We start from the raw sequence: 23,019 nt of genomic DNA on the forward strand, positions 1-23,019 counted from the left end.
TCGGAATGACTCCCGTGTGAGAGGACCGCAGCCAGCCATTCCTGTTTTGCGGTGTCGCGACTTCCTGTAGAAGCGCCCCATGCTCAAGCGCATCTTCACCGTCGGCGGCTTCACTTTGCTGTCGCGTTTGACCGGTTTCGCTCGCGACATCATCCTGGCGGCGATCCTCGGCGCCGGTCCGATGGCGGATGCGTTCTTCGTCGCGCTGCGGCTGCCCAATCATTTCCGGGCGATCTTCGCCGAGGGCGCGTTCAACGCCGCCTTCGTGCCGGCCTATGCGCACGTCCACGGCGAGAAGGGCGAGGCCTCGGCGAAGCTGTTCGCCGACCGCATCTTCACGCTGCTGTTCGTTTCGCAACTGGTGCTGCTCGCCGTCGCGCTCGCCTTCATGCCGCAGATGATGAGCATCCTGGCGCCGGGCTTCACCGACGATCCGGCGCAGCGCGCGCTGGCGATCGAGCTGACGCGGATCACCTTTCCGTATCTCTTGCTGATCACGCTGGTGACGCTGTATGGCGGCATCCTCAACGTGATGCAGCGCTTCGCCTCCGCGGCAGCCGCCTCGATCTTCCTCAACATCTCGATGATGGCGACGCTGGCGCTCGCCGCGTTGTTCCCGAGCGCCGGCCATGCCGCCGCCTGGGGCGTACTGATTTCCGGTGTGCTGCAGTACTTCCTGCTTGCCGGCGACCTGTCGCTGCACGGCGGCCTGCCGCGGTTCGCCAGGCCGAAGCTCGACGAGGACGTTCGCGGGTTCTTCCGCGCGCTCGGCCCGGCGACGGTCGGCTCGATGGGCACCCAGATCGCGATGTTCGCCGATACCATCATCGCCACGTTCCTGCCGGTCGGAGCGCTGTCGGCGCTGTACTACGCCGACCGGCTGTACCAGTTGCCGATCGGCGTGATCGGCATCGCAATCGGCACCGTGCTGCTGCCGGAGATGTCGCGGCAGCTCACCGCCGGCGACGATGCTGGGGCGAGGGCGTCGCAGCGCCGCGCCTTCGAATTCGCGCTGCTGTTCTCGGTGCCGTTCGTCGCGGCGTTCCTGACGGTACCGGACGTGATCATGCGGGCGCTGTTCGCCCGCGGCGCATTCTCCAGCGCCGATGCGCTGGCGGCCGGCGCGACGCTGGCGGCCTATGCGGCGGCGCTGGTCCCCGCGGTGATGATCCGCAGCGCGGTGGCGCCGTTCTACGCCCGCAAGGACACCGCGACGCCGGTCAAGGCGGCGCTGATCGGCATCGGCGTCAACGTGGTGCTGAAATTCCTGCTGATGGGCCCGCTCGCTCAGGTCGGCCTCGCGCTCGCCACCGCCGCCGGCACCTGGATCAATCTGCTGCTGGTGCTCGGCTTCTCGGTCCGCGCCGGCTATTTCGCGTTCGATCGCGAGCTGGTCCGCGCCGTGGTCAAATTCGCCGTCACCGGCCTCGTGCTCGCCGCCGGGCTGTGGCTGGCCGCGTGGTTCTCCGCCCCCTATCTGGCGCAGCTCCCGGCGCTGCGCAGCGAGGCGGCGCTGGGGCTGCTGATCGGTGTCGGCGCCGTCTCCTACGGCGCCGCATTGCTGGTCCTGTTCGGGCCGCGAGCGATCAAGCGGCTGCTGCGCGGCTGATCACGCCGCGGTGGTCGATCGCACCAGATTGGTGACGTCGGAATACACCTGCAGCACCGGATTGATGAAGCGGTGCGCCTTGTTCTTCGACACGATGGTGTCGTGCATCACCAGATGGTCGATCCCCGTCGTGAGGAAGCAGGCCATCGCGTCGCGCGGCGTCTCGACGATCGGCTCGCCCTTGATGTTGAACGAGGTGTTGACCAGCACCGGCACGCCGGTCAGCGCTTCGAACTCCTTCAGGATGTAGTACAAGTCGGGCGCGGTCTCCTCGTCCACCGTCTGCACCCGCGCCGAGCCGTCGACGTGGACCACCGCCGGAATCTTGTCGCGCCACGCCGGCGCCACTGGTTTAGCCATCAGCATGAACGGCGAGTCGCCCTTGCCCTCGAAGATCTCGTCGGCGCGCTCCTTCAGCACGATCGGCGCGAACGGGCGGAACGGCTGGCGGTGCTTCACCCGGCTGTTGAGGATGTCCTTCATCTCGGCTTTGCGCGGGTCGGCGAGCAGGCTGCGGTGGCCGAGCGCGCGCGGGCCGAATTCGGAGCGGCTCTGGAACCAGCCGATCACCTTCTGGTCGGCGAGCAGCCGTGCAGTCTGCTTGTAGACCTCGCTGCTCCGTACGACGTTGACCTGCGGCTTGACGAAGAACCGCTTGGTGGCGTCCTCGACCTCGGCGTCCGAATACGGCCGGCCGATGTAAGCGTGCTTCATCTCGAAGCCGCGCGGCTTCTGCTGGATCACCAGATGGCCGTAATAGGCACAGCCGATCGCGATGCCGTCGTCACCGGCGGCCGGCTGGATCCAGACGTTGTCGAAGCCGGCTTCGCGTGCGATCCGGCCGTTGGCGACGCAGTTCAGCGCCACGCCGCCGGCGATGCACAGGTTCTTGGCGCCGGTGGTCTCGCGCAGCCAGCGGGCGCGCTCCAGCAGCACGCGCTCGGTATCGTCCTGCACCCGCCAGGCGAGGTCTTCCCAATGCCGCATCGAGGGGTTGTCTTCCCACTTGCCGGCGCTGTCCATGATGTAGGGCTGGTTCAGCTCGGGCGTCCAGCGCGGCACGGTGAGCTTGTTGTTCTCGAATTGCAGCATCGGCGGCATCGCGCCGGGGCGGCCGTATGGTGCCAGTCCCATCAGCTCGCCGCATTTGTTCCAGTCGCCGAACACGTAGGTCGAGGCGCGGCTGTAATACGCGCCCAGGCCCGGCATGTTGTAGAACTCGTCGCTGAGGAAGCCGCGCTCCGGCTCCATCCAGACCTTCTTCAGGCATTCCAGCTTGGTGCCGCTGAACTTGTAGTAGCTCTCGGATTCACGCGCGAGCGGCGAGCCCTGGTCGCCGGGGAACTGTTCGTCGACATCGGCCCGATAGCTGCCGACGCCGTCGACGATCATCACCACGCCTTCCTCGAACGGACACGGCGCGAACGCGCTGTAGGCGTGCGCGAGGTGGTGCGAGATCGTCGCGACCTTGTTGGTGTGGTTGCGGAACAGCGGATGTTTGGTGGCTTCGCCGCGTTCGTACTCCGGCAGGAACCCAGGCATGTCCTGGAAGATCAGTCGATCCTCCATCTCCGGCACCGGCAGGATGTAGCAATTGCGCACCACCAGATCGACGTCGGCCATGGTGATGCCTTCGGCGTTCAGGCAGTAGTCGACCACTTCCTTGTAGAAGCCCGACGCGTGCTTCTCGCGGGTGATGCGCTCTTTGGCGATGCCGAAGGCGATCTCGCCGTCACGGAGCAGACAGGCGCTGACGTCGTGATCATAGGTGTTGAGGCCGAGGATGTAGGTGTGCTGACGGGGCATGGGCTGCTTTTCTGAACGCGCGGCGGAGCCGCGGACAAGGCGAGGGCGTCTCATCTGACAGTCGGTCCGCATCGGGATGCGGTTCATCTGAATCCAGTATAGCCTGCGCGTCGAAGTTGGACATTGCCGAGGCACTCCCGCGCGACATTGCGCAGCATCTGCAAGAATCGGCTCGTGCCGCACTGCACTCTGCCGGGAGTGCACCGTTCGGCCATGGGAGGAACAACTTTCACTCCTACTGGTTGGCTCGGTCGAGCCGCATCCGATCTGCTCGCGGCTTGACCAAAACCGCTGCCTGATCATAAGCTTGGCAGTGCAATCCACTCACTCGGCACAATCTGCCCTGAGCATTTGAACCGTCAGCGCGACGTGGGGCACCAACAACCGGGCATGACGGTAAGTGCCAACGACTGGGAGAAACTCAATGGCTCAGACTGCTTCCAAGCCACGCAAGGGACTGACGCGCGTTCTCGCCGCTGCGACGTTGATGGCCATCTACGGCTTCAGCCTCGTCGGCACCTCGGCGTTGTTCCTCACCGCCAGCACCAGCAAGGCCGAGGCCCAACGCGGGCGTGGCCGCGGCCGCGGCCGTGGGCGCGGCTACTATCGGGGCCGCGGTCGTGGTCGTGGCTACTATCGTGGCCGTGGGCGCGGCTTCTACGGCGGCTGCGTGTTCAATCCGGTCTATGGCCGGGTGATCTGCTACTGAGCTCGATTTGGTCGGGCGGCAACGCCTGACGCAGTTCGGCAAGTGGCGGCACGTGCAATTCGACAGGCGCATCGGGTGACCGATGCGCCTGTTTTTTTGGCGGCTTTTTGTTGGCGGCCTCGCTCCGGCTGCCCGCCTTGGTCGCGCGGCGAGCCGGATGGCGCTGTCCGGCAGATGAGTAGGGCGGCTCCGACCGCGTCATATTCCGGTGTTTCAACGCGATCCGCCCGCCGGCGCGTTGCTCCCGTCACCGATCCACTGCAAGATGGCGTCCGATCGCATCGGAGGTGACGACCCATGGTTCCAACCAAGTTGGCTCCCACCAAGTTCGGCGTCGGCCAGAGCGTGCTGCGCAAGGAAGACGATCCCTTGATCCGCGGCAAAGGCCGTTACACCGACGACTACGCACCGCAGTCCTCGGTGCACGCTCTGGTGCTGCGCTCGCCGCACGCCCATGCCACCTTCAAGTTGGATGTCACCGCGGCAAGCGCGCTCCCCGGCGTGCTGACGATCCTGACGGCGGACGACGTCGCCGATCTCGGCGGCCTGCCGTGCCTGTTCAATCTGCCCGACAAGCCGTTCAAGGGGCCGGACTATCCGATCCTGGCGCGCGACGAGGTTCGTCATGTCGGCGACGCGGTTGCGTTCGTGGTCGCCGACACGATCGCCCATGCCCGCGATGCGCTGGAGGCGATCGCGGTGGAGTGGTCGCCGCTGCCGGCGGCGATCGGGGCCGCGCGGGCCGTCGAGCCCGGTGCGCCGCAGGTGTGGCCCGATCACGCCGGCAATGTGCTGTTCGACGCCGGCATCGGCGACAAGAAAGCGACCGACGAGGCGTTCGCGAAAGCGCATGCGGTCGCCGAGATCCGGATCGTCAATCCGCGCATCGTCACCAACTACATGGAGACCCGCGCGGCGGTCTGCGAATACGATGCCAAGCGCGATCACTTCACGCTGACGGTCGGCAGCCAGGGCAGTCACCGGCTGCGCGACATCCTGTGCCAGACCGTGCTGAAGATTCCGGTCGAGAACATGCGGGTGGTCTGTCCGGATGTCGGCGGCGGCTTCGGCACCAAACTGTTTCCGTATCGCGAATACGCGCTGCTCGCGGTGGCGGCGAAGAAACTGCGCAGGACCGTGAGGTGGACCGCCGATCGCGGCGATCACTTCATCGGCGACTCGCAAGGCCGCGACAACGTCACCACCGCGCGGATGGCGCTGGCCGAGGATGGCAGGTTTCTCGGCATGGACGTCGATCTGATCGGCGACGTCGGCGCCTATCTGTCGACCTTCGGCCCGTACATCCCTTACGGCGGCGCCGGCATGCTGCCGGGGCTGTACGACATCCAGGCGTTCCACTGCCGTATCCGGACCGTGTTCACCCACACCGTCCCGGTCGATGCCTATCGCGGCGCGGGTCGGCCTGAGGCGGCTTACGTGGTCGAACGTCTGGTCGATGCCTGCGCGCGCAAACTGTCGATGTCGCCGGATGCGATCCGGCGCAAGAATTTCATCCCGCCGCGCAAGCTCCCCTACAAGACCGCGACCGGCAAGGTGTACGATTCCGGTGACTTCGCCGCGCATCTGAAGCGCGCGATGGAGATCGGCGACTGGAAGGAGTTCGGCAAGCGCGCCAAGGCCGCCAAGAAGCAGGGGCTGGTTCGCGGCATCGGGCTCGCATCCTATGTCGAGGTCTGCGGCACCATGGGCGAGGAAACCGCCAAGGTGGTGCTCGATCCGGACGGCGACATCACCGTGCTGATCGGCACGCAGTCGAGCGGGCAGGGCCATCAGACCGCCTACGCGCAGATCGTCGCCGAGCAGTTCGGCGTGCCGCAGGAGCGGGTGCGCGTGGTGCAGGGCGACACCGACCGGATCGCGACCGGGCTCGGCACCGGCGGTTCGGCCTCGATCCCGTCCGGCGGCGTCAGCGTGCAGCGCGCCACCCATCGGCTCGGTGAGCAGCTTCGCGAGATCGCGGCCGATGCGCTCGAGACCAGCGCCGGCGATCTCGAAATCAGCGACGGCACGATACGCATCGCCGGTACCGATCGCGCGATCAGCTTCGCCGATCTCGCCAAGCGGCCCGACGTCGATCCGGCCAAGCTCAACGCCAGCGCTGCGTTCGCCAGCGCCGACGGCACCTATCCGAACGGCACGCATCTGGTCGAGATCGAGCTCGATCCGGCGACCGGCAAGATCAGGATCGTCAACTACGTGATCGTCGACGATTTCGGCGTGACGCTCAACCCTCTGCTGCTCGCCGGCCAGGTCCACGGCGGCACCATCCAGGGCATCGGCCAGGCCCTGATGGAGCAGGCGGTGTACAATGCCGAAGACGGCCAGCTCGTCACCGGCTCGTTCATGGACTACGCACTGCCGCGCGCCGCCGACGCCACGCCGATCACGTTCGAGACCCACAACGTGCCGTGCGCCACCAATCCGATGGGCGTGAAGGGAGCCGGCGAGGCCGGCGCGATCGGCTCCTGCCCGGCGGTGATGAACGCGATCCTCGACGCGCTGTGGCGGGAGTACCGGATCGACCACATCGACATGCCGGCAACGCCGGAGCGGGTGTGGATGGCGATCCGCGAACACGAGCGCCGGCACCGGCTGTGAGCCGGTCGGAACTCCAATCCAATCGACAAGAGCGGCGTCAAGCCGCCGAAGCAACGGGACGCTGAACCGGCGGCCCGTCACCGAGTTGACAACCAAGCGGGAGGATATCGTGATGTTGCGAACTGTGATCGTGGCCGGAGCGCTGGTGCTGACGGCGAGCGCCGTGATGGCGCAGCAGGATCTGGTCGACAAGACCCAGAAACTGATGAAGGACAACGGCCGGAACATGATGGTCCTCGGCGCCATGGCCAAGGGCGACAAGCCCTACGACCAGGCCGCGGTCGACGCCGCGCTGAAGCAGTTCGACGAGACTGCGAAGGAACTTCCCAAGCTGTTTCCGGACAGCGCCAAGGGCCTGAAGCCGTTCGACAGCAAGTACAGCTCGTCGCCGAAGATCTGGACCGAGCGCGCCAAGTTCGACGCCGAGATCGCCGACTTCGCCAAGGCGGTCGACGGCGCCAAGGCCAAGATCAAGGACGTCGACACGCTGAAGGCGGCGATGCAGCCGATCGGCAAGGCGTGCGGAAGCTGTCACGAGAACTTCCGCGAGAAGGAAGGCTAATCGCGCGGCGCTCGAGCGCCGCCGGCAGCGGAGATCGCCGTGGCCAGGACAATCGGAGCCGTGATTCTGATCGCGGCGATCATTGGCGTTGCCGCCTTCTGGCTGCTGACGATGCCGAGCACGATATCGGCCGACCGGCTGCCGCAGCGCACCGCCAATCTGGAGAACGGCCGCACCGTGTTCTACGCCGGCGGCTGCGCCGAATGCCACGCCACGCCGAAGCAGGATGATCGCACCCGGCTCGGCGGGGGCCTGGCACTGACCTCCGAGTTCGGCACGTTCCACGTGCCGAACATCTCGCCCGATCCGAACGACGGCATCGGCGCATGGAGCGAGGCCGAATTCGTCAGCGCGGTGCTGCGCGGCACCGCGCCCGGCGGCGTGCATCTCTATCCGGCCTTTCCGTATCCGTCCTATGCGCATGCGCGGCTCGACGACGTCCGCGACCTGTTCGCCTTCATCAAGACGCTGCCCGCGGTGGCCGGCCGGGCGCCGCCGAACGAGCTGGCGTTTCCGTTCAACATTCGCCGAGCAGTCGGGCTGTGGAAGCTGCTGTTCTTCGACGACGCGACGTTCACGCCGGACCCGGCGCAATCGGCGCAGTGGAATCGCGGGGCGTATCTGGTGAACAGCTTCGGCCATTGTGCGGAGTGCCACAGCCCGCGGAATGTGCTCGGCGGCATCGTGGCGTCGCAGCGCTTCGCCGGCGGCCCCAATCCGGAAGGCAAGGGCTGGGTGCCGAACATCACCCAGAAGGGCCTTTCCGACTGGAGCGAGAGCGATCTGGCCTACTTCCTCGAGACCGGCCTGACACCCGAAGGCGACAGCGCCGGCGGCTCGATGGCGCAGGTGATCCGCAACACCTCGCAGCTCGGCAAGGCGGATCGCGAGGCGATCGCGGTCTATATCAAGTCGCTGCCTGCCGTGCAGGGACCGGCGCGACCGCCGCGCAAGGCGAAGGCCGAGTGACCCGCGATCACTTCGGGCCGAACGCCTTGAAGGTGATGATGGTGTGGGTGTCCTTGATGCCGGGGATCACCTGGACCTTGTCGGCGACGAAATGGCCGATGTCGGTGGAACGGTCGACGTAGAATTTCACCAGCAGGTCGTAGTCGCCGGCCGTGGAATAGATTTCCGACGCGATCTCGGCTTCGGCGATCGCGTTGGCGACGGCATAGGACTGGCCGAGCTGGCATTTGATCTGGACGAAAAACGGCACCATCGCGAGTCTCTCCGGCAGCTTGCTTTGCGCCATCAAGCCCAAAACACCCTGTCGGCGCAAGCTCTTGCCGCTGCGGTGCGGGCGCGCTACGACCGCACCAGGGCTGCCGGGCCGCCCACAATCAAATCGAGCACGTTGATGGCCATTCCGATCGCACTCACCATCGCCGGCTCCGACTCGGGAGGCGGCGCCGGCATTCAGGCCGATCTCAAATCGTTCTCGGCGAACCGGGTCTACGGCGCCTCGGTGATCACTGCGCTGACCGCGCAGAACACCCGCGGCGTCACCGCCATCCATGACGTGCCGGCCGATTTCGTCACCGCGCAGATCGACGCGGTGTTCAGCGATCTCGCTGTGGCCGCCACCAAGATCGGCATGGTGGCGCAGCGCGGCGTGATCGCGGCGATCGCCGAGGGGCTCGACCGCTGGCACGCCGCCAATGTGGTGCTCGATCCGGTGATGGTCGCGACCTCGGGCGACCGCCTGATCGCCGACGACTGCGTCGAGGCACTGCGCACCGCGCTGATCCCGCGCGCGCGGATCATCACGCCGAACCTGCCCGAAGCCGCCGCGCTGCTCGACGAACCGGTCGCCGCCGAGCCTGCGGCGATCGAACACCAGGGCCGGCGCCTGCTCGCGCTCGGCTGCGAAGCGGTGCTGATTAAAGGGGGGCATGGGACCGGGCCGACCAGCACCGATTACCTGTTTGTTGGAACCGAGGTGCAGGCGCTCGCCGCCCCGCGGATCTCGACCAACAACACGCATGGTACCGGCTGCTCGCTGTCCTCAGCGATCGCCGCCAATCTCGCCAAAGGCCAGTCATTGCAGGCCGCTGTGGCCGATGCCAAGCAATGGGTCAGCGCCGCGATCGCCGCGGCCGATCGGCTGTCGGTCGGGCACGGTCACGGCCCGATCCATCATTTCCACGGCTTCGACTAAGGCCCTAACCGGCCCGGCGTGCGCTGTCGTCCAGTCGTCGTACTCGGCTGATAATCCGAATTCGTAAGTAATTTACGATTCGAACGGAACCGATGACGCCCGATCTCGACAAGTCCCTGATTGAAACCGCCTACGCCCGCTGGGCTCCGATCTACGACGCAGTGTGCGGACCGGTGATGGTAAAGGGACGGCGCGCTGCGGCTGCAGAAGCGCGTGCGCTCGGCGGAAAAATTCTCGAAGTCGGTGTCGGCACCGGATTGTCGTTCGACGATTACGACGCCTCGACCGAGATCACCGGTATCGATTTGTGCGAACCGATGCTTGAGAAGGCGCGCGCCAAGATGGCGTCCGGTCGCTATCCGTGGGTCAAGGACGTGCGCCAGATGGATGCGCACGCGATGGAATTCGACGACGCGACGTTCGACTGCGTCGTGGCGCAGTTCGTCATCACGCTGGTCGCCAATCCCGAGCGGGTGCTGTCGGAGTGCCATCGCGTGGTGAAGCCGGGCGGGCGCATCATCCTGGTCAATCATTTGTACTCTGAAGTCGGCGTTGCGGCTGCGGTCGAGCGCTGGGCGGCGCAGAAGACCCGCGCGCTGGGTCTGCGTCCGGAGTTTCCGTTCGCGCGGCTGCAGGCCTGGGCACAGGCCACCTCCGACGCGATCCTGGTCGAGCGGCGCAAGCTGAAGCCGTTCGGCATCTACACGCTGGTGTGTTTCGAGCGGACTGGCACGCCGATGGCGGCCTGAAGACCGGACTCGAGACGTTGCCGCTCGCGGGCGGCCTTGGATGGGACACGACCGATGAGCGATGACGGTCCGGAACGGCGCTTTCGCACTCTGTTCATTTCCGACGTCCATCTCGGGGCGAGAGGATCGCAGACCAACCTGCTGCTCGACTTCCTTCGCGTTCACGATGCCGATACCATCTACCTGGTCGGCGACATCGTCGACGGTTGGGCGCTGAAATCGAGCTGGTACTGGCCGCAGTCGCACAACGATTTCGTGCAGAAACTGCTGCGCAAGGTCCGCAAGGGCGCGCGGGTGATCTACGTACCGGGTAACCACGACGAGTTCCTGCGGAATTATTACGGCACGCATTTCGGCGGCATCGAGGTCGTCGAGAACGCGATCCATACCGGTGCCGACGGCCGCCGCTACTTGGTGATCCACGGCGACATTTTCGATCTCGTGGTGCAGAACGCCAAGTGGCTCGCCCATGTCGGCGACAAGGCCTACGACCTCGCGATCCGGCTCAACCGCATCGTCAACGCGTTCCGCCGCTGGTTCGGCGTGCCGTATTGGTCGCTGTCGCAATGGGCCAAGCACAAGGTCAAGAACGCGGTGAACTACATCGGCGCGTTCGAAGAGACGCTGGCGCAGGAGGCCCGCCGCCACGGCACCGATGGGGTGATCTGCGGCCACATCCACACCGCCGCGATCCGCGACTTCCACGGCATCAACTACATGAACTGCGGCGACTGGGTCGAAAGCTGCACGGCGCTCGCCGAGCACGAGGACGGCCGGTTCGAGATCATCACCTGGACCGATCTGCTGAAGCGCAATCTGCCGGTCCCGACGGTCGCGGCGCGGGCCGCCTGATGCGGATCCTGATCGCGACCGACGCTTGGCATCCACAGGTCAACGGCGTGGTGCGGACGCTGACGATGATGGCCGAAGCGGCGAAGTCGCTCGGCGTCGATGTCGTGTTTCTCACGCCCGAGACCTTTCCGACCGTGGCGCTGCCGAGCTATCCGGATCTGCGGATCGCGATCCCGAACCCGATCAAGGTCGCGCAGCTGATCGGCGCGGCGCATGCCGATTGCATCCATATCGCCACCGAAGGCCCGATCGGGCTCGCGGCGCGGCGTTATTGCCGCAAGCGCGGGCTGCGTTTCACCACCAGCTTTCACACGCGTTTTCCGGAATACGTATCGGCGCGGGCGCCGATCCCGGAGTCCTGGGTGTGGTCGCTGCTGCGCCGGTTTCACGGCGCCAGCCATGCCGTGATGGCGGCGACGCCGGCGCTGGCCGACGAGCTGCGCGGCCGCGGCTTCCGCAACGTGGTGCTGTGGCCGCGCGGCGTCGACGGCCATCTGTTTCATCCGCGTGAAGGCGCCGATCTCGGGCTGCCGCGGCCGGTGTTTCTGTCGGTCGGCCGGGTCGCGGTCGAGAAGAACCTCGAGGCGTTCCTGTCGCTCGATCTGCCCGGCACCAAGGTGGTGGTCGGCGACGGCCCGGCGCGCGCGACGCTGGAACGCGACTTCCCGAATGCGGTGTTTCTCGGCGCCAAGCAGGGCGAGGCGCTGGCGCAGGTCTATGCCGCCGCCGACGTGTTCGTGTTCCCCAGCAAGACCGACACCTACGGCCTGGTGCTGCTCGAGGCGCTCGCCAGCGGCGTACCGGTCGCCGCCTACCCGGTGACCGGGCCACGCGATGTGATCGGCGACTCGCCGGCCGGCGTGCTCGACGACGATCTGCGCGCGGCGTGCCTCGGCGCCTTGGAAGTCTCACGCGACGCCTGCCTGGCGTTTGCCGCCGATCACACCTGGGAAGCCTCGGCGCAGGCTTTCATCCACAACGTCCGCAGCGTGTCGATGCTGGATGCGACCCGTGCCGATCCGCAAGGCGTCAAACCGCACCGTCTGGTCGCCTGAGCCGAAAGTCGCATCGCACCTTGTCGACGCGCGCCGCGGCGCGTTAGATGGCCGGCATGACCGACTCCCCTGTGTTGCCCGTTTCCGTCGCCGATATCGATGCGGCCGCCGAGGTGCTCGCGCCGGTCGCGGTGCGCACGCCGCTGCTCAGTTCGCCGGCGCTCGACGCCGCCACCGGCGGCCGGATCTTCCTCAAGCCGGAAGTCCTGCAGCGCACCGGCTCGTTCAAGTTTCGCGGCGCCTACAACAAGCTGGCGTCACTTTCGCCGGAGCTCCGGCGCGCCGGCGTGGTCGGGTTCAGCTCCGGCAACCACGCCCAAGGCGTTGCGGCGGCGGCGCAGCTGCTCGGCGTTCGCGCCACCATTGTGATGCCGTCGGACGCACCGGCTTCGAAGCGGGAGCGCACCGCGGGCTACGGCGCCGAGGTGGTGCTGTACGATCGCGACCGCGAAGACCGCGAGGCGATCGCCCGCGATATCGCCGGGCGCAGCGGCGCGACGCTGGTGCGGCCGTTCGACGATCCGATGGTGATCGCCGGGCAGGGGACGGTCGGCCGCGAGATTGCCGAGGATCTTGCCGCGCTGGGCATTGCGCCGGATCTGGTGGTCGCGCCGGCCTCGGGCGGCGGGCTGGTCGCCGGCACCGCGCTGGCCGTCAAGGCACGGTTTCCGCAGGCGCTGGCGATGTCGGCCGAGCCGGAAGGCTTCGACGATCATGCCCGCTCGCTGGTGGCGGGCCGGCGCGAATCGAATCCGGCCGGCGGCCGCACCATCTGCGATGCGCTGATGATGGCGATCCCGGGCGAGGTCACCTTCGCGATCAACCGGCTGCTGCTCGCCGGCGGCGTCGCGGTGTCCGACGCCGAGGTCGGTCGTGCGGTCGGGTTCGCGTTCCGTGAATTGAAGCTGGTGGTGGAGCCGGGCGGCGCGGTGGCGCTGGCGGCGCTGCTGGCCGGCAAGCTCGAGGTGCGCGGCAAGACCGTGGCGATCGTGCTGTCGGGCGGCAATGTCGATGCCGATCTGTTCGCCCGGCTGATCGCCTGATCGTTTCGCGTCCGGGGGCGCTGCGAGAGCGCCTGTTACGAGAAGAACGCGATCTTCTCGGCCTGGCTCATCCGCCGGATCGGCACCAGCGCGTCGCTGCGGATCGGCGGCGGAGCCGCTACCGCGCCGCTGGCGATCGCCGCGGCGCCGAGCGAAGTCGGTGCAATCTCCTCGGCGACGGCCGCAGTGGCGATCGCCACCGGCGCAGCCGCCGCATGGATGGCGATCGGCTCGGCCATCGCCACCGCGGGCGCGGCTTCACCAATCCCGCCGACCGCGTCGAACACCGGTTCAGGCTCCGGCGCAGCGCCGAACGCTTCGGCGGCGGACGCCGGCGCATCGTCGATCGCCATCGGCTCCGGTGAGACCGCGATCTCTTCGCTCAGCGCCTGTTGCAGCGCTGCGATGTCGGATTCGATTTCCTCGGCAGTGCTCGCCGCCGCCGCCGCGTAGGCGTCGTCCTCGGGCCGATACGGCGCCGAGACGTCGGGCGCCGACATCTCACGGGCGACCAGATCGAGCACCGCATCGTCCTGCGAATCTTCGGCGTCCAGCGCCACCACCTCGTCGAGCAGGTTCTCGGCGTCGCTGTGCCCGGCGATCCGGCCGATGGCCGCCGCTGTCTCGACGTCCTGGTCGTCGACCGCCGGAAGAGCTGCCGCTGCGTCCTCGGCCGATTCGACGAATTCGAGTTCGTCCGCCGCAACGCCGGTCACCGTCGTAAACGCGGCTTCGGCCGGGGCCGACGCGACGGGATCGGCAGCCTGTTGTTCGGCGAACGGCGGAGGCGAGGCGGGTGGCTGTGCAAGAGGCGGCTGTGCGGCAGTGGCCTCCGGGGCCGGCTGCTGCTCCTCGGCGGCCGGGGCCATCATGGTGGTTGCGGGGGGAGCAGCCGTTTCGGTGGTTGGCGTTTCGGTGGTTACCGTTTCAGTGGGCGCCCTATCGGTTGTCGCCGTATCGGTGGGCGCCGTATCGCTGGCCGTCGTACCGGTAGCCGCCGCAGCCGTCGCCGGCGCTTCGGCCGTTGCCCCGGAGATTGCCGCGACGTGCTGTAGCATCCGGTCGAACGCCGTCTCGATCGTCGCGCGATCGATCGCGGCGACCAGACGGTGACCTCCGTCGATCGCTGTGACCTGCTGGTCGAGTAGATCACAGATCCGGGGATCGGCGCCGCATTCCCGCAACGTGGCGGCGACCTCGCTGATCGCCCGGCTGCCGCGATGCGCCGCCGCCAGGGTGGCCGTATCGTCCAGCGCCGCGATCGCCCGGGCGACGTTGGCGCGCGCCTCGCCGATCACTGCGCGCAGCGCCGCCAGCGTTTCCACCGCGGAGTCGGCCTGCGCCTGCCTCTGTGCGGCCAGGGTCTGTTCGATCCGCGCCACCGCGTCGAGCACCATGCGGGTGTCGGCGTTGCGGTTGCGCTTGGCGTATTCGGTGAGAAACCAGCGCCCGCGCGAAGTCTCCATGAAGGCTTCGCGGATCGCGTCATAGTCCGCATCACTCGGCATCGCCGGTCGGGCGGAGATCGGCGAAAGGGCGAATGCTTCGTCGGCCATCATGGACTCGTTGCACAAATCACTGCGCGTCAAGATAACGATCACCACGATCCGCGTCGAATCGCAATTGAATTGATGTCTTTCGAATCACAAATCCCCACCCCATCGTCGGTTGCGACGCGATTCGCGTCTCGGCTGGCCGTGTTCTACGCGACGACCTTCGCGGTGACCGGCACATATCTGCCGTTCTTCACGGTGTGGCTGAAAGCCGTTGGAATCGAGGCTTCCTGGATCGGCGTGATCGTCGCCGCGCCGGCGGTGACGCGTTTCACGCTATTGCCGTTCATCACCATGGCGGCCGAGCGGCGCAATGCGATCCGCGCCGCAATGATCACTACCGCACTGATCACCGCACTCGGATTCACCCTCCTCGGGATCTTACGTGGGCCGTTGCTGATCTTCGTGGTGTTCGTGCTGACCGCCTGCGCCTGGACTCCGATTGTCCCGCTGACCGACGGCTACGCGCTGAAGGCGGTGGCGCGCTACGGGCTGAACTACGGGCCGCTGCGGCTGTGGGGCTCCGCCGCCTTCATCGCGGGCGCGCTGATGGGCGGCGTGCTCGCCGATCTGGTGGCAGCGGAGCATCTGATCTGGCTGATCGCCGCTGCCGCCTGGCTCGGCGCGGTGGCGGGTTTCGGCCTGCGGCCGCTCGATGCGCCGGCCAAACCGTCGACGCAGCCGCGCGGCGCGGCGCTGCTGCGCAATCCGACATTTCTGGCGATCATCATTGCGGCGGCGCTGATCCAGGGCAGCCACGCCGCGTACTACACCTTCGCCTCGATCGTCTGGCAGCAGGCCGGTTTCGCCGGCGCGACGATCGCGGTGCTGTGGGTGCTCGGCGTTCTCGCCGAGATCGTGGTGTTCGCGCTGTCGCCGCGGTTCACCTGGTCGCCGATGTGGTTGATGCTGGGCGGGGCGCTGAGCGCGGTGCTGCGTTGGCTGATCACCGCGCAGGATCCGTCACTGGCGCTGCTCACCGTGGTGCAGTTGCTTCACGGCCTGACCTTCGGCCTCACCCAGGTCGGCACCATGGGGCTGCTGGTGCGTCACGTACCCGGCCATGTGATCGCGCGCGGGCAGGGCTACTACACCGCCGCGGCCGGGCTGGCGATGAGTACCGCCTCGATCGCCTCCGGCGCGGTGTTCGCCCGCTACGGCGTCGCGGTCTACGACATGATGGCGGCGATGGGCTTCGCCGGTGCCGTCGTGCTGCTGCTGATGCGCCGCCGGCTGCTGGCGCCGACGGGCGCCGATCAGCCCCACAGCGCCGGTTCGGGCGGATAGACCGTGCTGCCGTCGTAGCGCAGGCCGTCGTCGCGATCGCGCGCCAGCAGCAGCGGGCCGTCGAGATCGACGAAGCGGGCGAACGGCGTCAGCAGCATCGCCGGCGCCATCGCCAGCGAGGTCGCCACCATGCAGCCGACCATGATCTGCAGGCCGAGCGCCTGCGCGTCCTGCGCCATCGCCAGCGCCTCGGTGAGGCCGCCGGTCTTGTCGAGCTTGATGTTGACCGCATCGTAGCGGCCGCGCAGCGCGGCGAGCGAGGCGCGGTCGTGCACGCTCTCGTCGGCGCACACCGCGATCGGGCGCGTGATGGCGGCCAGCGCTTCATCACGGCCGGCCGGCAGCGGCTGCTCGACCAGCGTCACCCCGGCGCCTGCGCAGGCGCTGAGGTTGCGGGCGAGATTGTCCGGCGTCCAGGACTCGTTGGCGTCGACGATCAGTTCGGCATTCGGCGCGGCGCGGCGGACCGCCGCGATCCGGGCCTCGTCGCCGTCGCCGCCGAGCTTGATCTTGAGCAGCGGCCGCGACGCCGCCCTGGCGGTCGCTTCCGCCATCGCCTCAGGCGTGCCGAGCGAGATGGTGTAGGCGGTGAGGGCGGGGCCCGGCGACGAACTGCCGAGCACCTCCCAGGCGCGCCGTCCGCTCGCCTTGGCTTGAAGATCGACGAACGCACAGTCGAGCGCATTGCGGGCGGCGCCGGGCGGCATCGTGGCCTGTAGAGCGGTGCGGTCCAGGCCGGCGGCGAGCGGAGCGCGCATTGCTTCCAGCGCGGCGAGCGCCCCGTCCGGCGTCTCGCCGTAGCGCGCATAGGGCACGCATTCGCCGCGGCCGACATGGACGCCGGAGCGCAGCTCGGCGGTGACGACGATCGCCTCGGTCTTGGCGCCGCGACTGATGGTGAAGGTGCCGGCGATCGGCCACCGTTCGATGCGGGCCGTAAGGTCGGGCGCTGTCGGGGAGGTCATTTGCAGGCCTTGTCAGCTCAATCCGAGGGTTGCCCGGAGCTGACAAGTATGGCTGGTAAAGCAGTTGTCCCGCAAGGCGACGATCGAAACCGGATTGGCTCAAAATGACACAGCAGATGGCGTTGGAGGGCGGCCCGTCGCTCGAACGGATCGCGCGTGGCGAAGGGCTGGCGCTGTGCGCGTCGGGATCGTGGACGGCACGGTTCGCGCCGGCGCTGGAGCGGCTGGTCAACGAGGCCGAGAAGATCGGCGAGACCAAGCCGAACGTCTTCATCGACGTCTCCGGGATTTCGCGGCTCGACACTTTCGGCGCCTGGCTGATCGAGCGGCTGCGGCGCAATCTCGGCCAGGACGGCGCCGAGGCGCGGATCGCCGGGCTGTCGACGGACTATGCCAGCCTGGTCGACGAAGTCCGGCAGGTCGGTGACGACGGCCCGGCGCCGCGACGCCGCGGCTCGCTGCGTGCGCCGATCGAGCGGCTCGGCCGCACCATGTACGCGTTCGTCGACGACATCGTGGCGCTGATCAGCATGATGGGCGCGGTGCTGGCCGGGCTCGGCCGGATCGTGATCCGGCCGACCTCGTTCCGGCTGACCTCGACGGTGCACCACCTCGAGCAGGTGTGCTGGAACGCGGTGCCGATCATCCTGCTGATCACTTTCCTGATCGGCTGCATCGTGGCGCAGCAGGGCATCTTCCATTTCCGCAAATTCGGCGCCGACGTGTTCGTGGTCGACATGCTCGGCGTCTTGGTGCTGCGCGAGCTCGGCGTGCTGCTGGTGGCGATCATGGTGGCCGGCCGGTCGGGGAGCGCCTATACGGCCGAACTCGGCTCGATGAAGATGCGCGAGGAGATCGACGCGCTGCGCACCATGGGGTTCGATCCGATCGACGTGCTGATCGTACCGCGGCTGATCGCGCTGGTGCTCGCAGTGCCGATCCTCACCTTCCTCGGCGCGATGGCGGCGCTGTACGGCGGCGGCCTGGTCGCCTGGCTGTACGGGGGCGTCGATCCGGAAGCGTTCCTGCTGCGGCTGCGCGACGCGATCTCGATCGACCACTTCACGGTCGGGATGATCAAGGCGCCGGTGATGGCGGCGGTGATCGGCATCGTCGCCTGCGTCGAGGGGCTGGCGGTGCAGGGCAGCGCCGAGTCGCTCGGCCGCCACACCACCGCGTCGGTCGTGAAAAGCATCTTCTTCGTGATCGTGATGGACGGCGTGTTCGCGATCTTCTTTGCGGGAATTGGAATCTGACGATGACGGGAGCGGCCGATCCGATCATCCGGGTGCGCGACGTCACGGTGCAGTTCGGCGCCACCAAGGTGCTGAACGGGCTCGACCTCGACGTCCGCCGCGGCGAGATCCTCGGCTTCGTCGGCCCGTCCGGCGCCGGCAAGTCGGTGCTGACCCGGACCATCATCGGCCTGGTGCCGAAGCTGAGCGGCAGCATCGAGGTGTTCGGCATCGATCTCGACAGGGCCGGCAAGGCGGAACGCCGCGGCGTCGAGCGGCGCTGGGGCATCCTGTTCCAGCAGGGCGCGCTGTTCTCGTCGCTGACGGTGCGGCAGAATATTCAGTTCCCGGTGCGGGAATATCTCAAGCTGTCGCAGCGGCTGCTCGACGAGATCACCATCGCCAAGCTGGTGATGGTCGGGCTGAAGCCCGAAGTGATCGACCGCTACCCGTCGGAACTATCCGGCGGCATGATCAAGCGGGTGGCGCTGGCCCGCGCGCTGGCGCTCGACCCCGAACTGGTGTTCCTCGACGAGCCGACCTCCGGCCTCGACCCGATCGGCGCCGGCGATTTCGACGAGCTGGTGCGGACGCTGCAGCGCACTTTGGGCCTGACGGTTTTCATGGTAACCCACGACCTCGACAGCCTGCACACCGCCTGCGACCGCATCGCGGTGCTGGGTGACGGCAAGGTGATCGCGGCCGGAACCATCGCCGACATGCAGGCCTCGCAGCATCCGTGGCTGCGCTCGTATTTTCACGGCAAGCGCGCCCGCGCAGTGGTCGGTTCGCCATGATCGGGATGCGCCTGAAAATTTCGATCGGCGCACCGCAGGTGCGTCGTTTTGCTTCCGCAATCTGCGCTCAAAGCCGGCCGCATGGCGCAGCGGCCTGTGAACCGGCGGCGCCGCAAGTTGGTTTGGAGTAGAGGCGAATGGAAACGCGTGCGAATTACTTCCTGATCGGGACGTTCACCCTCGCGGTGATCGCCGCGGCGCTCGGGTTCGTGCTGTGGTTTCAGAGCCTGCACTCCACCAAGGCGCGCAGCCCGCTGCGGGTGATCTTCGAAGGCGCGGCGTCGGGCCTGCGCAACGGCGGCAGCGTCAATTTCAACGGCGTCCGGGTCGGCGAGGTGGTGTCGGTCAAGCTCGACAATCCGCGCCGCGTGGTGGCGCTGGCGATGGTCGAGAACACCGCCCCGATCCGCAAGGACACCCAGGTCGGCCTGGAATTCCAGGGCCTGACCGGCGTCGCCGCGATCTCGCTGAAGGGCGGCTCGGAGACTGCGCCCCCGGTGCCGCTCGACGACGACGGCACACCGGTGCTGACCGCCGATCCCGAGCTGCTGCAGGACATTTCCGAGTCGATCAAGGCGACGCTGCGCAACGTCAACCGCCTGGTCTCCGAGAACCAGGAGTCGGTGAAGACTTCGCTGGAGAATCTGCAGACCTTCACCTCGAGCCTGGCGCGCAGCTCCGACAAGATCGACAGCATCATGTCGCGGGTCGACGGCGTGATCGCCAAGACCGACAGCGTGATGCAGGGCATCGACGCGCTGGCCGGCGGCAAGGACGGCGGCGAGCTGTTCCAGGCGGTGAAGTCGTTCCGTGAACTCGCCGACAACCTCGACAAGCGCTCGGCCACGCTGATCCTCGACGGCCGCCGCACGCTGGGCGACATCAGCCGCGCGGTGAACAATTTCGACCGCAACCCGACCCGGGTGCTGTTCGGCCCGAGCAACACAGCGCAGCAGGCCCCGCCGGACGCCGCGCGCGCCGAGCAGCCCCGCCCGCCGCGACGGCGGGCGCAGTAGGGCGCGGCTTCGCGTCGAACAGACGGTTCTCAGCGAGGATTATCGTCATCCAGAGGCGCCCGCGCAGCGAGCGTCGAAGGATGGCCGCCGCACGCTTGGTTGATCGTTTCGCTTGCGCCCGGCCAACCAACGCGATCACACCGGTTTCGCGAATCTGCTTTGAATCGTTTCAACCAATCGGCAGACGGTGGAAATCGCAATCTCTGACGTCTAAGACAGCCCCTCCCTGGACAACGCTCCGACGCGCGAGGGCCGCATGACCAACGACAGTTCTGGTCCCAGCCCTGCCGTGGCGATATTGCGCAGCCATGCGCGAGAGGATTGGCGGTCGCTTTCGGTCGTCGTGGTCGTCGTCCTGATCTCCAGCGCAGCGAGCGTCGCGGCGCCGTATCTGTTTTCCCGGGCGATCGACCAACTGCCGAAGGACAACGCGTCCGGCGAACTGCTGTACGCGCTGTTCTCCTATGCGGCGCTGATCGGGATCGCGTCGGTGTTGAGCCGGGTGGTCCAGTATCTCTCGGTTATCATCTCCGAGAACCTCGGATATTTCGTCTCCACCGAGCTGTTCGCGCGAATCTTGCGGAAGCGCTCCGAATTCTTCATCGAGCACAATCCTGCCGAGATCCAGAATGCGGTCGGCCAGGGACGAGGCGCTCTAACGACCATCGCGAACATCGCTCTGATCGTCTGGCTTCCGAGCGCGACGCAAGTCGGGCTGACGCTGGTCACGCTCGGCTATCTGCTCGATCTGCAGATCGTGCTCGCGGTTGCGGTCTACGGCGCGGTCGTCGTTGTCGTCACACTAGGCTCGACGCGAGGGTCACAGCAACTTCTGGACGCCGCGATGGCCGCCAGCCAGGACAACGCCCGGTTCGCCGGCAACGCGATGAACGCGATGGAAACCCTGCGCCAGCTTGGTGGCTCGACCTGGATGAGCCGGCGCTTCGCCGATCGCGCAGCTGCCGTCAGGGACGGGTGGCGAGCCTACATGCTCAGGCGGTCAGGAACTTCGGCTCTGCTCGGCCTGGGTCTCGCAGCCCAATTCGCGATCAATTTCGCGCTTCTGCTACCGAAATATCAGGCTGGGGCAGTGAGCATCGGGGACATCGTGCTGTTCAACGCTCTCCTGCTGCAGCTCAACACCCCGTTCGAGATGATTGCGCAGACCATGGACAGTTTCGCCCGATCGCGCGCGCAACTGGTGCCGCTGACGCGCTTCTGGAATGCTCCGGAAGAACACGACGATCGGTCGTCGGCCTCCTTCAGCATCTCCGATGGCACGATCATGTTCGAAGAGGTCGGCTACGACTACGGGAATGGGCGAGGCGTATCAGGTATCGGTTTTTCCGCCGGGCGCGGCACCATCACGTTCATCGTCGGCGAGACCGGCGCGGGAAAGTCGACCGTCTTCAAGCTCGCCCTGAAGTCCATTGAGCCGCAGCAAGGCCGGATCACGGTGGACGGCACCGACATCCGGCAGATCGCGCGCGCCGATTGGTTCAAGATGATCGCGGTCGTTCCGCAGGAGGTGATCCTGCTCAACGAGAGTCTGGCGGACAACATCTTGCTCGGCCGGGAGCGGGACGAAGCGCGGTTGCGCGACGTGGCCAGCAAGGCCGCGATCCTTGAGCTGATCGAAGCCCTGCCGGAGGGGTTCGATACGGCGGTGGGCGAACGCGGTCTCAAACTGTCCGGCGGGGAGCGCCAGAGGATTGCGGTCGCGCGCGCTCTGTACGGCGCCCCGGCGATCTTGTTTCTCGACGAAGTCAGCTCAGCCCTGGATGAAGACACCGAACGGGACATCATGGACCACATCCGGGCGATTGCTTGCAACGTCACGGTGCTGGCGATCACCCATCGCCGATCGTTGCTGACGCCGGTGGACACCGTGGTTGAACTCAGCGCGAGCCGGGTGGCCGGTGAGGAGCAGACGGTCGGCAGCCGCTGAACGCGGTCGCCGCGTCATCTCGGTGCAGCGGGTGGCACGATCTATCCGATTGCCGGCACAGATGCCCGCGTCGAGCTGGCGCGCGGTCGCGCCGGCCGGTCAGGACTCGGCGCCGCCCGTGGGCGGGTTCGGTCTTGCGGAGCGCCTCCGCTGGGACGTCGCCTTGGCGGCCGGTGCGCCGGTCGGTTTCAGCCGAATCCGCATCGAGTGGCCGTTCTGCTGCTCCAGCTCGAACGCATTGGTCTTGCGCACCAGGTCGCTCAGCTTGCGGAAGCCGAAGGTCCTGGGGTCGAAGTCGGACGCCAGATTGGACAGGTGCTTGCCGACCTCGCCGAGCGATACCCAGCCGTCTTCGTTTTCCATCTGCTTGATCACCCGTTCGATGATCGGCGTGGCGGCGCTCGGCGGCTGCAGCGGTTTCGCAGCCGACGCGGTGCCCTTGCTGTCGGCCGCTCCGGCGATCAGGTTCTCGGTGTAAACGAAGCGTCGGCACGCCTGCCGGAAACTCTCCGGGGTCTTCTGTTCGCCGAAGCCGAACACGTCGACGCCTTGCTCGCGAATCCGGGAGGCGAGGCGGGTGAAGTCGCTGTCGGACGATACCAGGCAGAAGCCCTCGAAACGGCCGCTGTGGAGCAGGTCCATCGCATCGATCACCAGGGTGATGTCGGACGCGTTCTTCCCAGTGGTGTAGGCGAACTGCTGCTGCGGGATGATGGCGTGCTTCGCCAGGATATCGGCCCAGCCCTTCGACCGCGGGGTGGAGAAGTCGCCGTAGATCCGGCGAACGCTGGCTTCGCCGATCTTCGCGATCTCCTCGAACAGTCCGTCCGCGATCTTGGCGGATGCGTTGTCGGCATCGATCAGAACGGCAAGGCGAGGCGAGCGGGGTTCGGAAGGCATCGTGAGTCCTCGGCCTGATGCGGGGCGGAAATCGAAAAGCGTTTCGACGTGAGATAGCGATGCAGCCGGGCTTCGACAACGCCAAACGAAAAGCGGGAGCCGACGGCCCCCGCTTTGGATCGATTACTTGAGCTGCTGCCCGGGCCGGGCAGA

General features: G+C 67.1%; 20 protein-coding genes. 15 read left to right on the forward strand and 5 right to left on the reverse strand.

Annotation, left to right across the window (positions count from 1 at the left end):
- The first annotated feature begins 79 nt into the window (after positions 1 to 79).
- Positions 80 to 1,609: a murein biosynthesis integral membrane protein MurJ gene (gene murJ, locus DWA33_RS06095; RefSeq protein ID WP_114357201.1), complete on the forward strand. Its 1,530-nt coding sequence runs from the start codon at positions 80 to 82 to the stop codon at positions 1,607 to 1,609.
- Here the strand turns inward: murJ and DWA33_RS06100 are convergent, their stop codons facing one another.
- Positions 1,610 to 3,415, reverse strand: a complete 1,806-nt coding sequence (locus DWA33_RS06100) for a carbamoyltransferase family protein (protein WP_114357202.1) — start codon at positions 3,413 to 3,415, stop codon at positions 1,610 to 1,612.
- A gap of 424 nt (positions 3,416 to 3,839) precedes the next feature.
- On the opposite strand from DWA33_RS06100, the gene DWA33_RS06105 reads away from it, so the two are divergent.
- The 4 genes from DWA33_RS06105 to DWA33_RS06120 all read left to right on the forward strand — a co-directional run bounded on the left by DWA33_RS06105 (position 3,840) and on the right by DWA33_RS06120 (position 8,274).
- Complete coding sequence (locus DWA33_RS06105; RefSeq protein WP_114357203.1) at positions 3,840 to 4,124, forward strand: hypothetical protein; 285 nt, start codon at positions 3,840 to 3,842, stop codon at positions 4,122 to 4,124.
- Positions 4,125 to 4,421: 297 nt separating this feature from the next.
- Positions 4,422 to 6,743, forward strand: coding sequence for a xanthine dehydrogenase family protein molybdopterin-binding subunit (locus DWA33_RS06110; RefSeq protein ID WP_114357204.1), 2,322 nt, complete (start codon positions 4,422 to 4,424; stop codon positions 6,741 to 6,743).
- Between the two features lie 112 nt (positions 6,744 to 6,855).
- A complete protein-coding gene (locus tag DWA33_RS06115; protein WP_114357205.1) occupies positions 6,856 to 7,305 on the forward strand; it encodes a c-type cytochrome in 450 nt (149 codons plus the stop codon).
- Positions 7,306 to 7,344: 39 nt separating this feature from the next.
- Positions 7,345 to 8,274 (forward strand): c-type cytochrome, encoded by a 930-nt coding sequence (locus DWA33_RS06120; RefSeq protein ID WP_114357206.1) that lies wholly within the window; start codon positions 7,345 to 7,347, stop codon positions 8,272 to 8,274.
- Positions 8,275 to 8,281: 7 nt separating this feature from the next.
- On the opposite strand, the gene DWA33_RS06125 is transcribed toward DWA33_RS06120, so the two are convergent.
- Complete coding sequence (locus DWA33_RS06125; RefSeq protein WP_107345664.1) at positions 8,282 to 8,527, reverse strand: Lrp/AsnC ligand binding domain-containing protein; 246 nt, start codon at positions 8,525 to 8,527, stop codon at positions 8,282 to 8,284.
- Between the two features lie 138 nt (positions 8,528 to 8,665).
- Between DWA33_RS06125 and thiD the strand changes: the two genes are divergently transcribed.
- The 5 genes from thiD to DWA33_RS06150 all read left to right on the forward strand — a co-directional run bounded on the left by thiD (position 8,666) and on the right by DWA33_RS06150 (position 13,165).
- Positions 8,666 to 9,466: a bifunctional hydroxymethylpyrimidine kinase/phosphomethylpyrimidine kinase gene (gene thiD, locus DWA33_RS06130; RefSeq protein WP_114357207.1), complete on the forward strand. Its 801-nt coding sequence runs from the start codon at positions 8,666 to 8,668 to the stop codon at positions 9,464 to 9,466.
- A 92-nt stretch (positions 9,467 to 9,558) separates the two neighbouring features.
- Positions 9,559 to 10,215 (forward strand): class I SAM-dependent methyltransferase, encoded by a 657-nt coding sequence (locus DWA33_RS06135; RefSeq protein WP_114357208.1) that lies wholly within the window; start codon positions 9,559 to 9,561, stop codon positions 10,213 to 10,215.
- 54 nt (positions 10,216 to 10,269) lie between these two features.
- Positions 10,270 to 11,067: a UDP-2,3-diacylglucosamine diphosphatase gene (locus tag DWA33_RS06140; RefSeq protein ID WP_114357209.1), complete on the forward strand. Its 798-nt coding sequence runs from the start codon at positions 10,270 to 10,272 to the stop codon at positions 11,065 to 11,067.
- Positions 11,067 to 12,122, forward strand: coding sequence for a glycosyltransferase family 4 protein (locus DWA33_RS06145; RefSeq protein WP_114357210.1), 1,056 nt, complete (start codon positions 11,067 to 11,069; stop codon positions 12,120 to 12,122). The genes DWA33_RS06140 and DWA33_RS06145 overlap by 1 nt, the downstream gene beginning before the upstream one ends.
- Before the next feature lie 47 nt (positions 12,123 to 12,169).
- Positions 12,170 to 13,165 (forward strand): threonine ammonia-lyase, encoded by a 996-nt coding sequence (locus DWA33_RS06150; protein WP_114357211.1) that lies wholly within the window; start codon positions 12,170 to 12,172, stop codon positions 13,163 to 13,165.
- A 35-nt stretch (positions 13,166 to 13,200) separates the two neighbouring features.
- Here DWA33_RS06150 and DWA33_RS06155 read toward each other — a convergent pair whose 3' ends face one another.
- The gene (locus tag DWA33_RS06155; protein ID WP_114357287.1) at positions 13,201 to 14,721 is read right to left on the reverse strand and encodes a hypothetical protein; all 1,521 of its coding nucleotides are present in this window, start codon (positions 14,719 to 14,721) and stop codon (positions 13,201 to 13,203) included.
- A 75-nt stretch (positions 14,722 to 14,796) separates the two neighbouring features.
- Here DWA33_RS06155 and DWA33_RS06160 point away from each other — a divergent pair, with 75 nt between their 5' ends.
- The gene (locus DWA33_RS06160; protein ID WP_114357212.1) at positions 14,797 to 16,005 is read left to right on the forward strand and encodes an MFS transporter; all 1,209 of its coding nucleotides are present in this window, start codon (positions 14,797 to 14,799) and stop codon (positions 16,003 to 16,005) included.
- On the opposite strand, the gene dgcA is transcribed toward DWA33_RS06160, so the two are convergent.
- The gene (dgcA, locus tag DWA33_RS06165; RefSeq protein WP_114357213.1) at positions 15,975 to 16,970 is read right to left on the reverse strand and encodes an N-acetyl-D-Glu racemase DgcA; all 996 of its coding nucleotides are present in this window, start codon (positions 16,968 to 16,970) and stop codon (positions 15,975 to 15,977) included. The two genes, DWA33_RS06160 and dgcA, sit on opposite strands and share 31 nt — an antisense overlap.
- A gap of 104 nt (positions 16,971 to 17,074) precedes the next feature.
- Here dgcA and DWA33_RS06170 point away from each other — a divergent pair, with 104 nt between their 5' ends.
- From DWA33_RS06170 to DWA33_RS06185, 4 genes are all read left to right on the forward strand, one after another.
- Positions 17,075 to 18,226 carry an ABC transporter permease gene (locus tag DWA33_RS06170; protein WP_114357214.1) on the forward strand — a complete coding sequence of 384 codons (1,152 nt, stop codon included), beginning with the start codon at positions 17,075 to 17,077 and terminating at the stop codon, positions 18,224 to 18,226.
- Positions 18,227 to 18,228: 2 nt separating this feature from the next.
- Entirely contained in the window at positions 18,229 to 19,002 is a 774-nt protein-coding gene (locus tag DWA33_RS06175) for an ABC transporter ATP-binding protein (RefSeq protein ID WP_114357215.1), read from the forward strand.
- A 137-nt stretch (positions 19,003 to 19,139) separates the two neighbouring features.
- Positions 19,140 to 20,018 (forward strand): MlaD family protein, encoded by an 879-nt coding sequence (locus DWA33_RS06180; RefSeq protein ID WP_114357216.1) that lies wholly within the window; start codon positions 19,140 to 19,142, stop codon positions 20,016 to 20,018.
- 256 nt (positions 20,019 to 20,274) lie between these two features.
- The gene (locus DWA33_RS06185; RefSeq protein ID WP_114357217.1) at positions 20,275 to 21,966 is read left to right on the forward strand and encodes an ABC transporter ATP-binding protein; all 1,692 of its coding nucleotides are present in this window, start codon (positions 20,275 to 20,277) and stop codon (positions 21,964 to 21,966) included.
- Between the two features lie 99 nt (positions 21,967 to 22,065).
- On the opposite strand, the gene DWA33_RS06190 is transcribed toward DWA33_RS06185, so the two are convergent.
- On the reverse strand, positions 22,066 to 22,866 hold the full coding sequence (locus DWA33_RS06190) for an NYN domain-containing protein (RefSeq protein ID WP_114357218.1): 801 nt from the start codon (positions 22,864 to 22,866) through the stop codon (positions 22,066 to 22,068).
- Between the last annotated feature and the right edge of the window lie 153 nt (positions 22,867 to 23,019).

The sequence above is a fragment of the Rhodopseudomonas pentothenatexigens genome (assembly GCF_900218015.1).
Lineage (GTDB): Bacteria > Pseudomonadota > Alphaproteobacteria > Rhizobiales > Xanthobacteraceae > Rhodopseudomonas > Rhodopseudomonas pentothenatexigens.

Coding starts and splice junctions, on each gene's coding strand:
- DWA33_RS06180 (WP_114357216.1), top strand. CDS start 19,140: ATGGAAACGCGTGCGAATTACTTCCTGATCGGGACGTTCACCCTCGCG.
- DWA33_RS06155 (WP_114357287.1), bottom strand. CDS start 14,721: ATGGCCGACGAAGCATTCGCCCTTTCGCCGATCTCCGCCCGACCGGCG.
- DWA33_RS06175 (WP_114357215.1), top strand. CDS start 18,229: ATGACGGGAGCGGCCGATCCGATCATCCGGGTGCGCGACGTCACGGTG.
- DWA33_RS06170 (WP_114357214.1), top strand. CDS start 17,075: ATGACACAGCAGATGGCGTTGGAGGGCGGCCCGTCGCTCGAACGGATC.
- dgcA (WP_114357213.1), bottom strand. CDS start 16,970: ATGACCTCCCCGACAGCGCCCGACCTTACGGCCCGCATCGAACGGTGG.
- DWA33_RS06160 (WP_114357212.1), top strand. CDS start 14,797: ATGTCTTTCGAATCACAAATCCCCACCCCATCGTCGGTTGCGACGCGA.
- DWA33_RS06105 (WP_114357203.1), top strand. CDS start 3,840: ATGGCTCAGACTGCTTCCAAGCCACGCAAGGGACTGACGCGCGTTCTC.
- DWA33_RS06185 (WP_114357217.1), top strand. CDS start 20,275: ATGACCAACGACAGTTCTGGTCCCAGCCCTGCCGTGGCGATATTGCGC.
- murJ (WP_114357201.1), top strand. CDS start 80: ATGCTCAAGCGCATCTTCACCGTCGGCGGCTTCACTTTGCTGTCGCGT.
- DWA33_RS06115 (WP_114357205.1), top strand. CDS start 6,856: ATGTTGCGAACTGTGATCGTGGCCGGAGCGCTGGTGCTGACGGCGAGC.
- DWA33_RS06110 (WP_114357204.1), top strand. CDS start 4,422: ATGGTTCCAACCAAGTTGGCTCCCACCAAGTTCGGCGTCGGCCAGAGC.
- DWA33_RS06125 (WP_107345664.1), bottom strand. CDS start 8,527: ATGGTGCCGTTTTTCGTCCAGATCAAATGCCAGCTCGGCCAGTCCTAT.
- DWA33_RS06140 (WP_114357209.1), top strand. CDS start 10,270: ATGAGCGATGACGGTCCGGAACGGCGCTTTCGCACTCTGTTCATTTCC.
- DWA33_RS06145 (WP_114357210.1), top strand. CDS start 11,067: ATGCGGATCCTGATCGCGACCGACGCTTGGCATCCACAGGTCAACGGC.
- DWA33_RS06190 (WP_114357218.1), bottom strand. CDS start 22,866: ATGCCTTCCGAACCCCGCTCGCCTCGCCTTGCCGTTCTGATCGATGCC.
- DWA33_RS06135 (WP_114357208.1), top strand. CDS start 9,559: ATGACGCCCGATCTCGACAAGTCCCTGATTGAAACCGCCTACGCCCGC.
- DWA33_RS06150 (WP_114357211.1), top strand. CDS start 12,170: ATGGCCGGCATGACCGACTCCCCTGTGTTGCCCGTTTCCGTCGCCGAT.
- thiD (WP_114357207.1), top strand. CDS start 8,666: ATGGCCATTCCGATCGCACTCACCATCGCCGGCTCCGACTCGGGAGGC.
- DWA33_RS06100 (WP_114357202.1), bottom strand. CDS start 3,415: ATGCCCCGTCAGCACACCTACATCCTCGGCCTCAACACCTATGATCAC.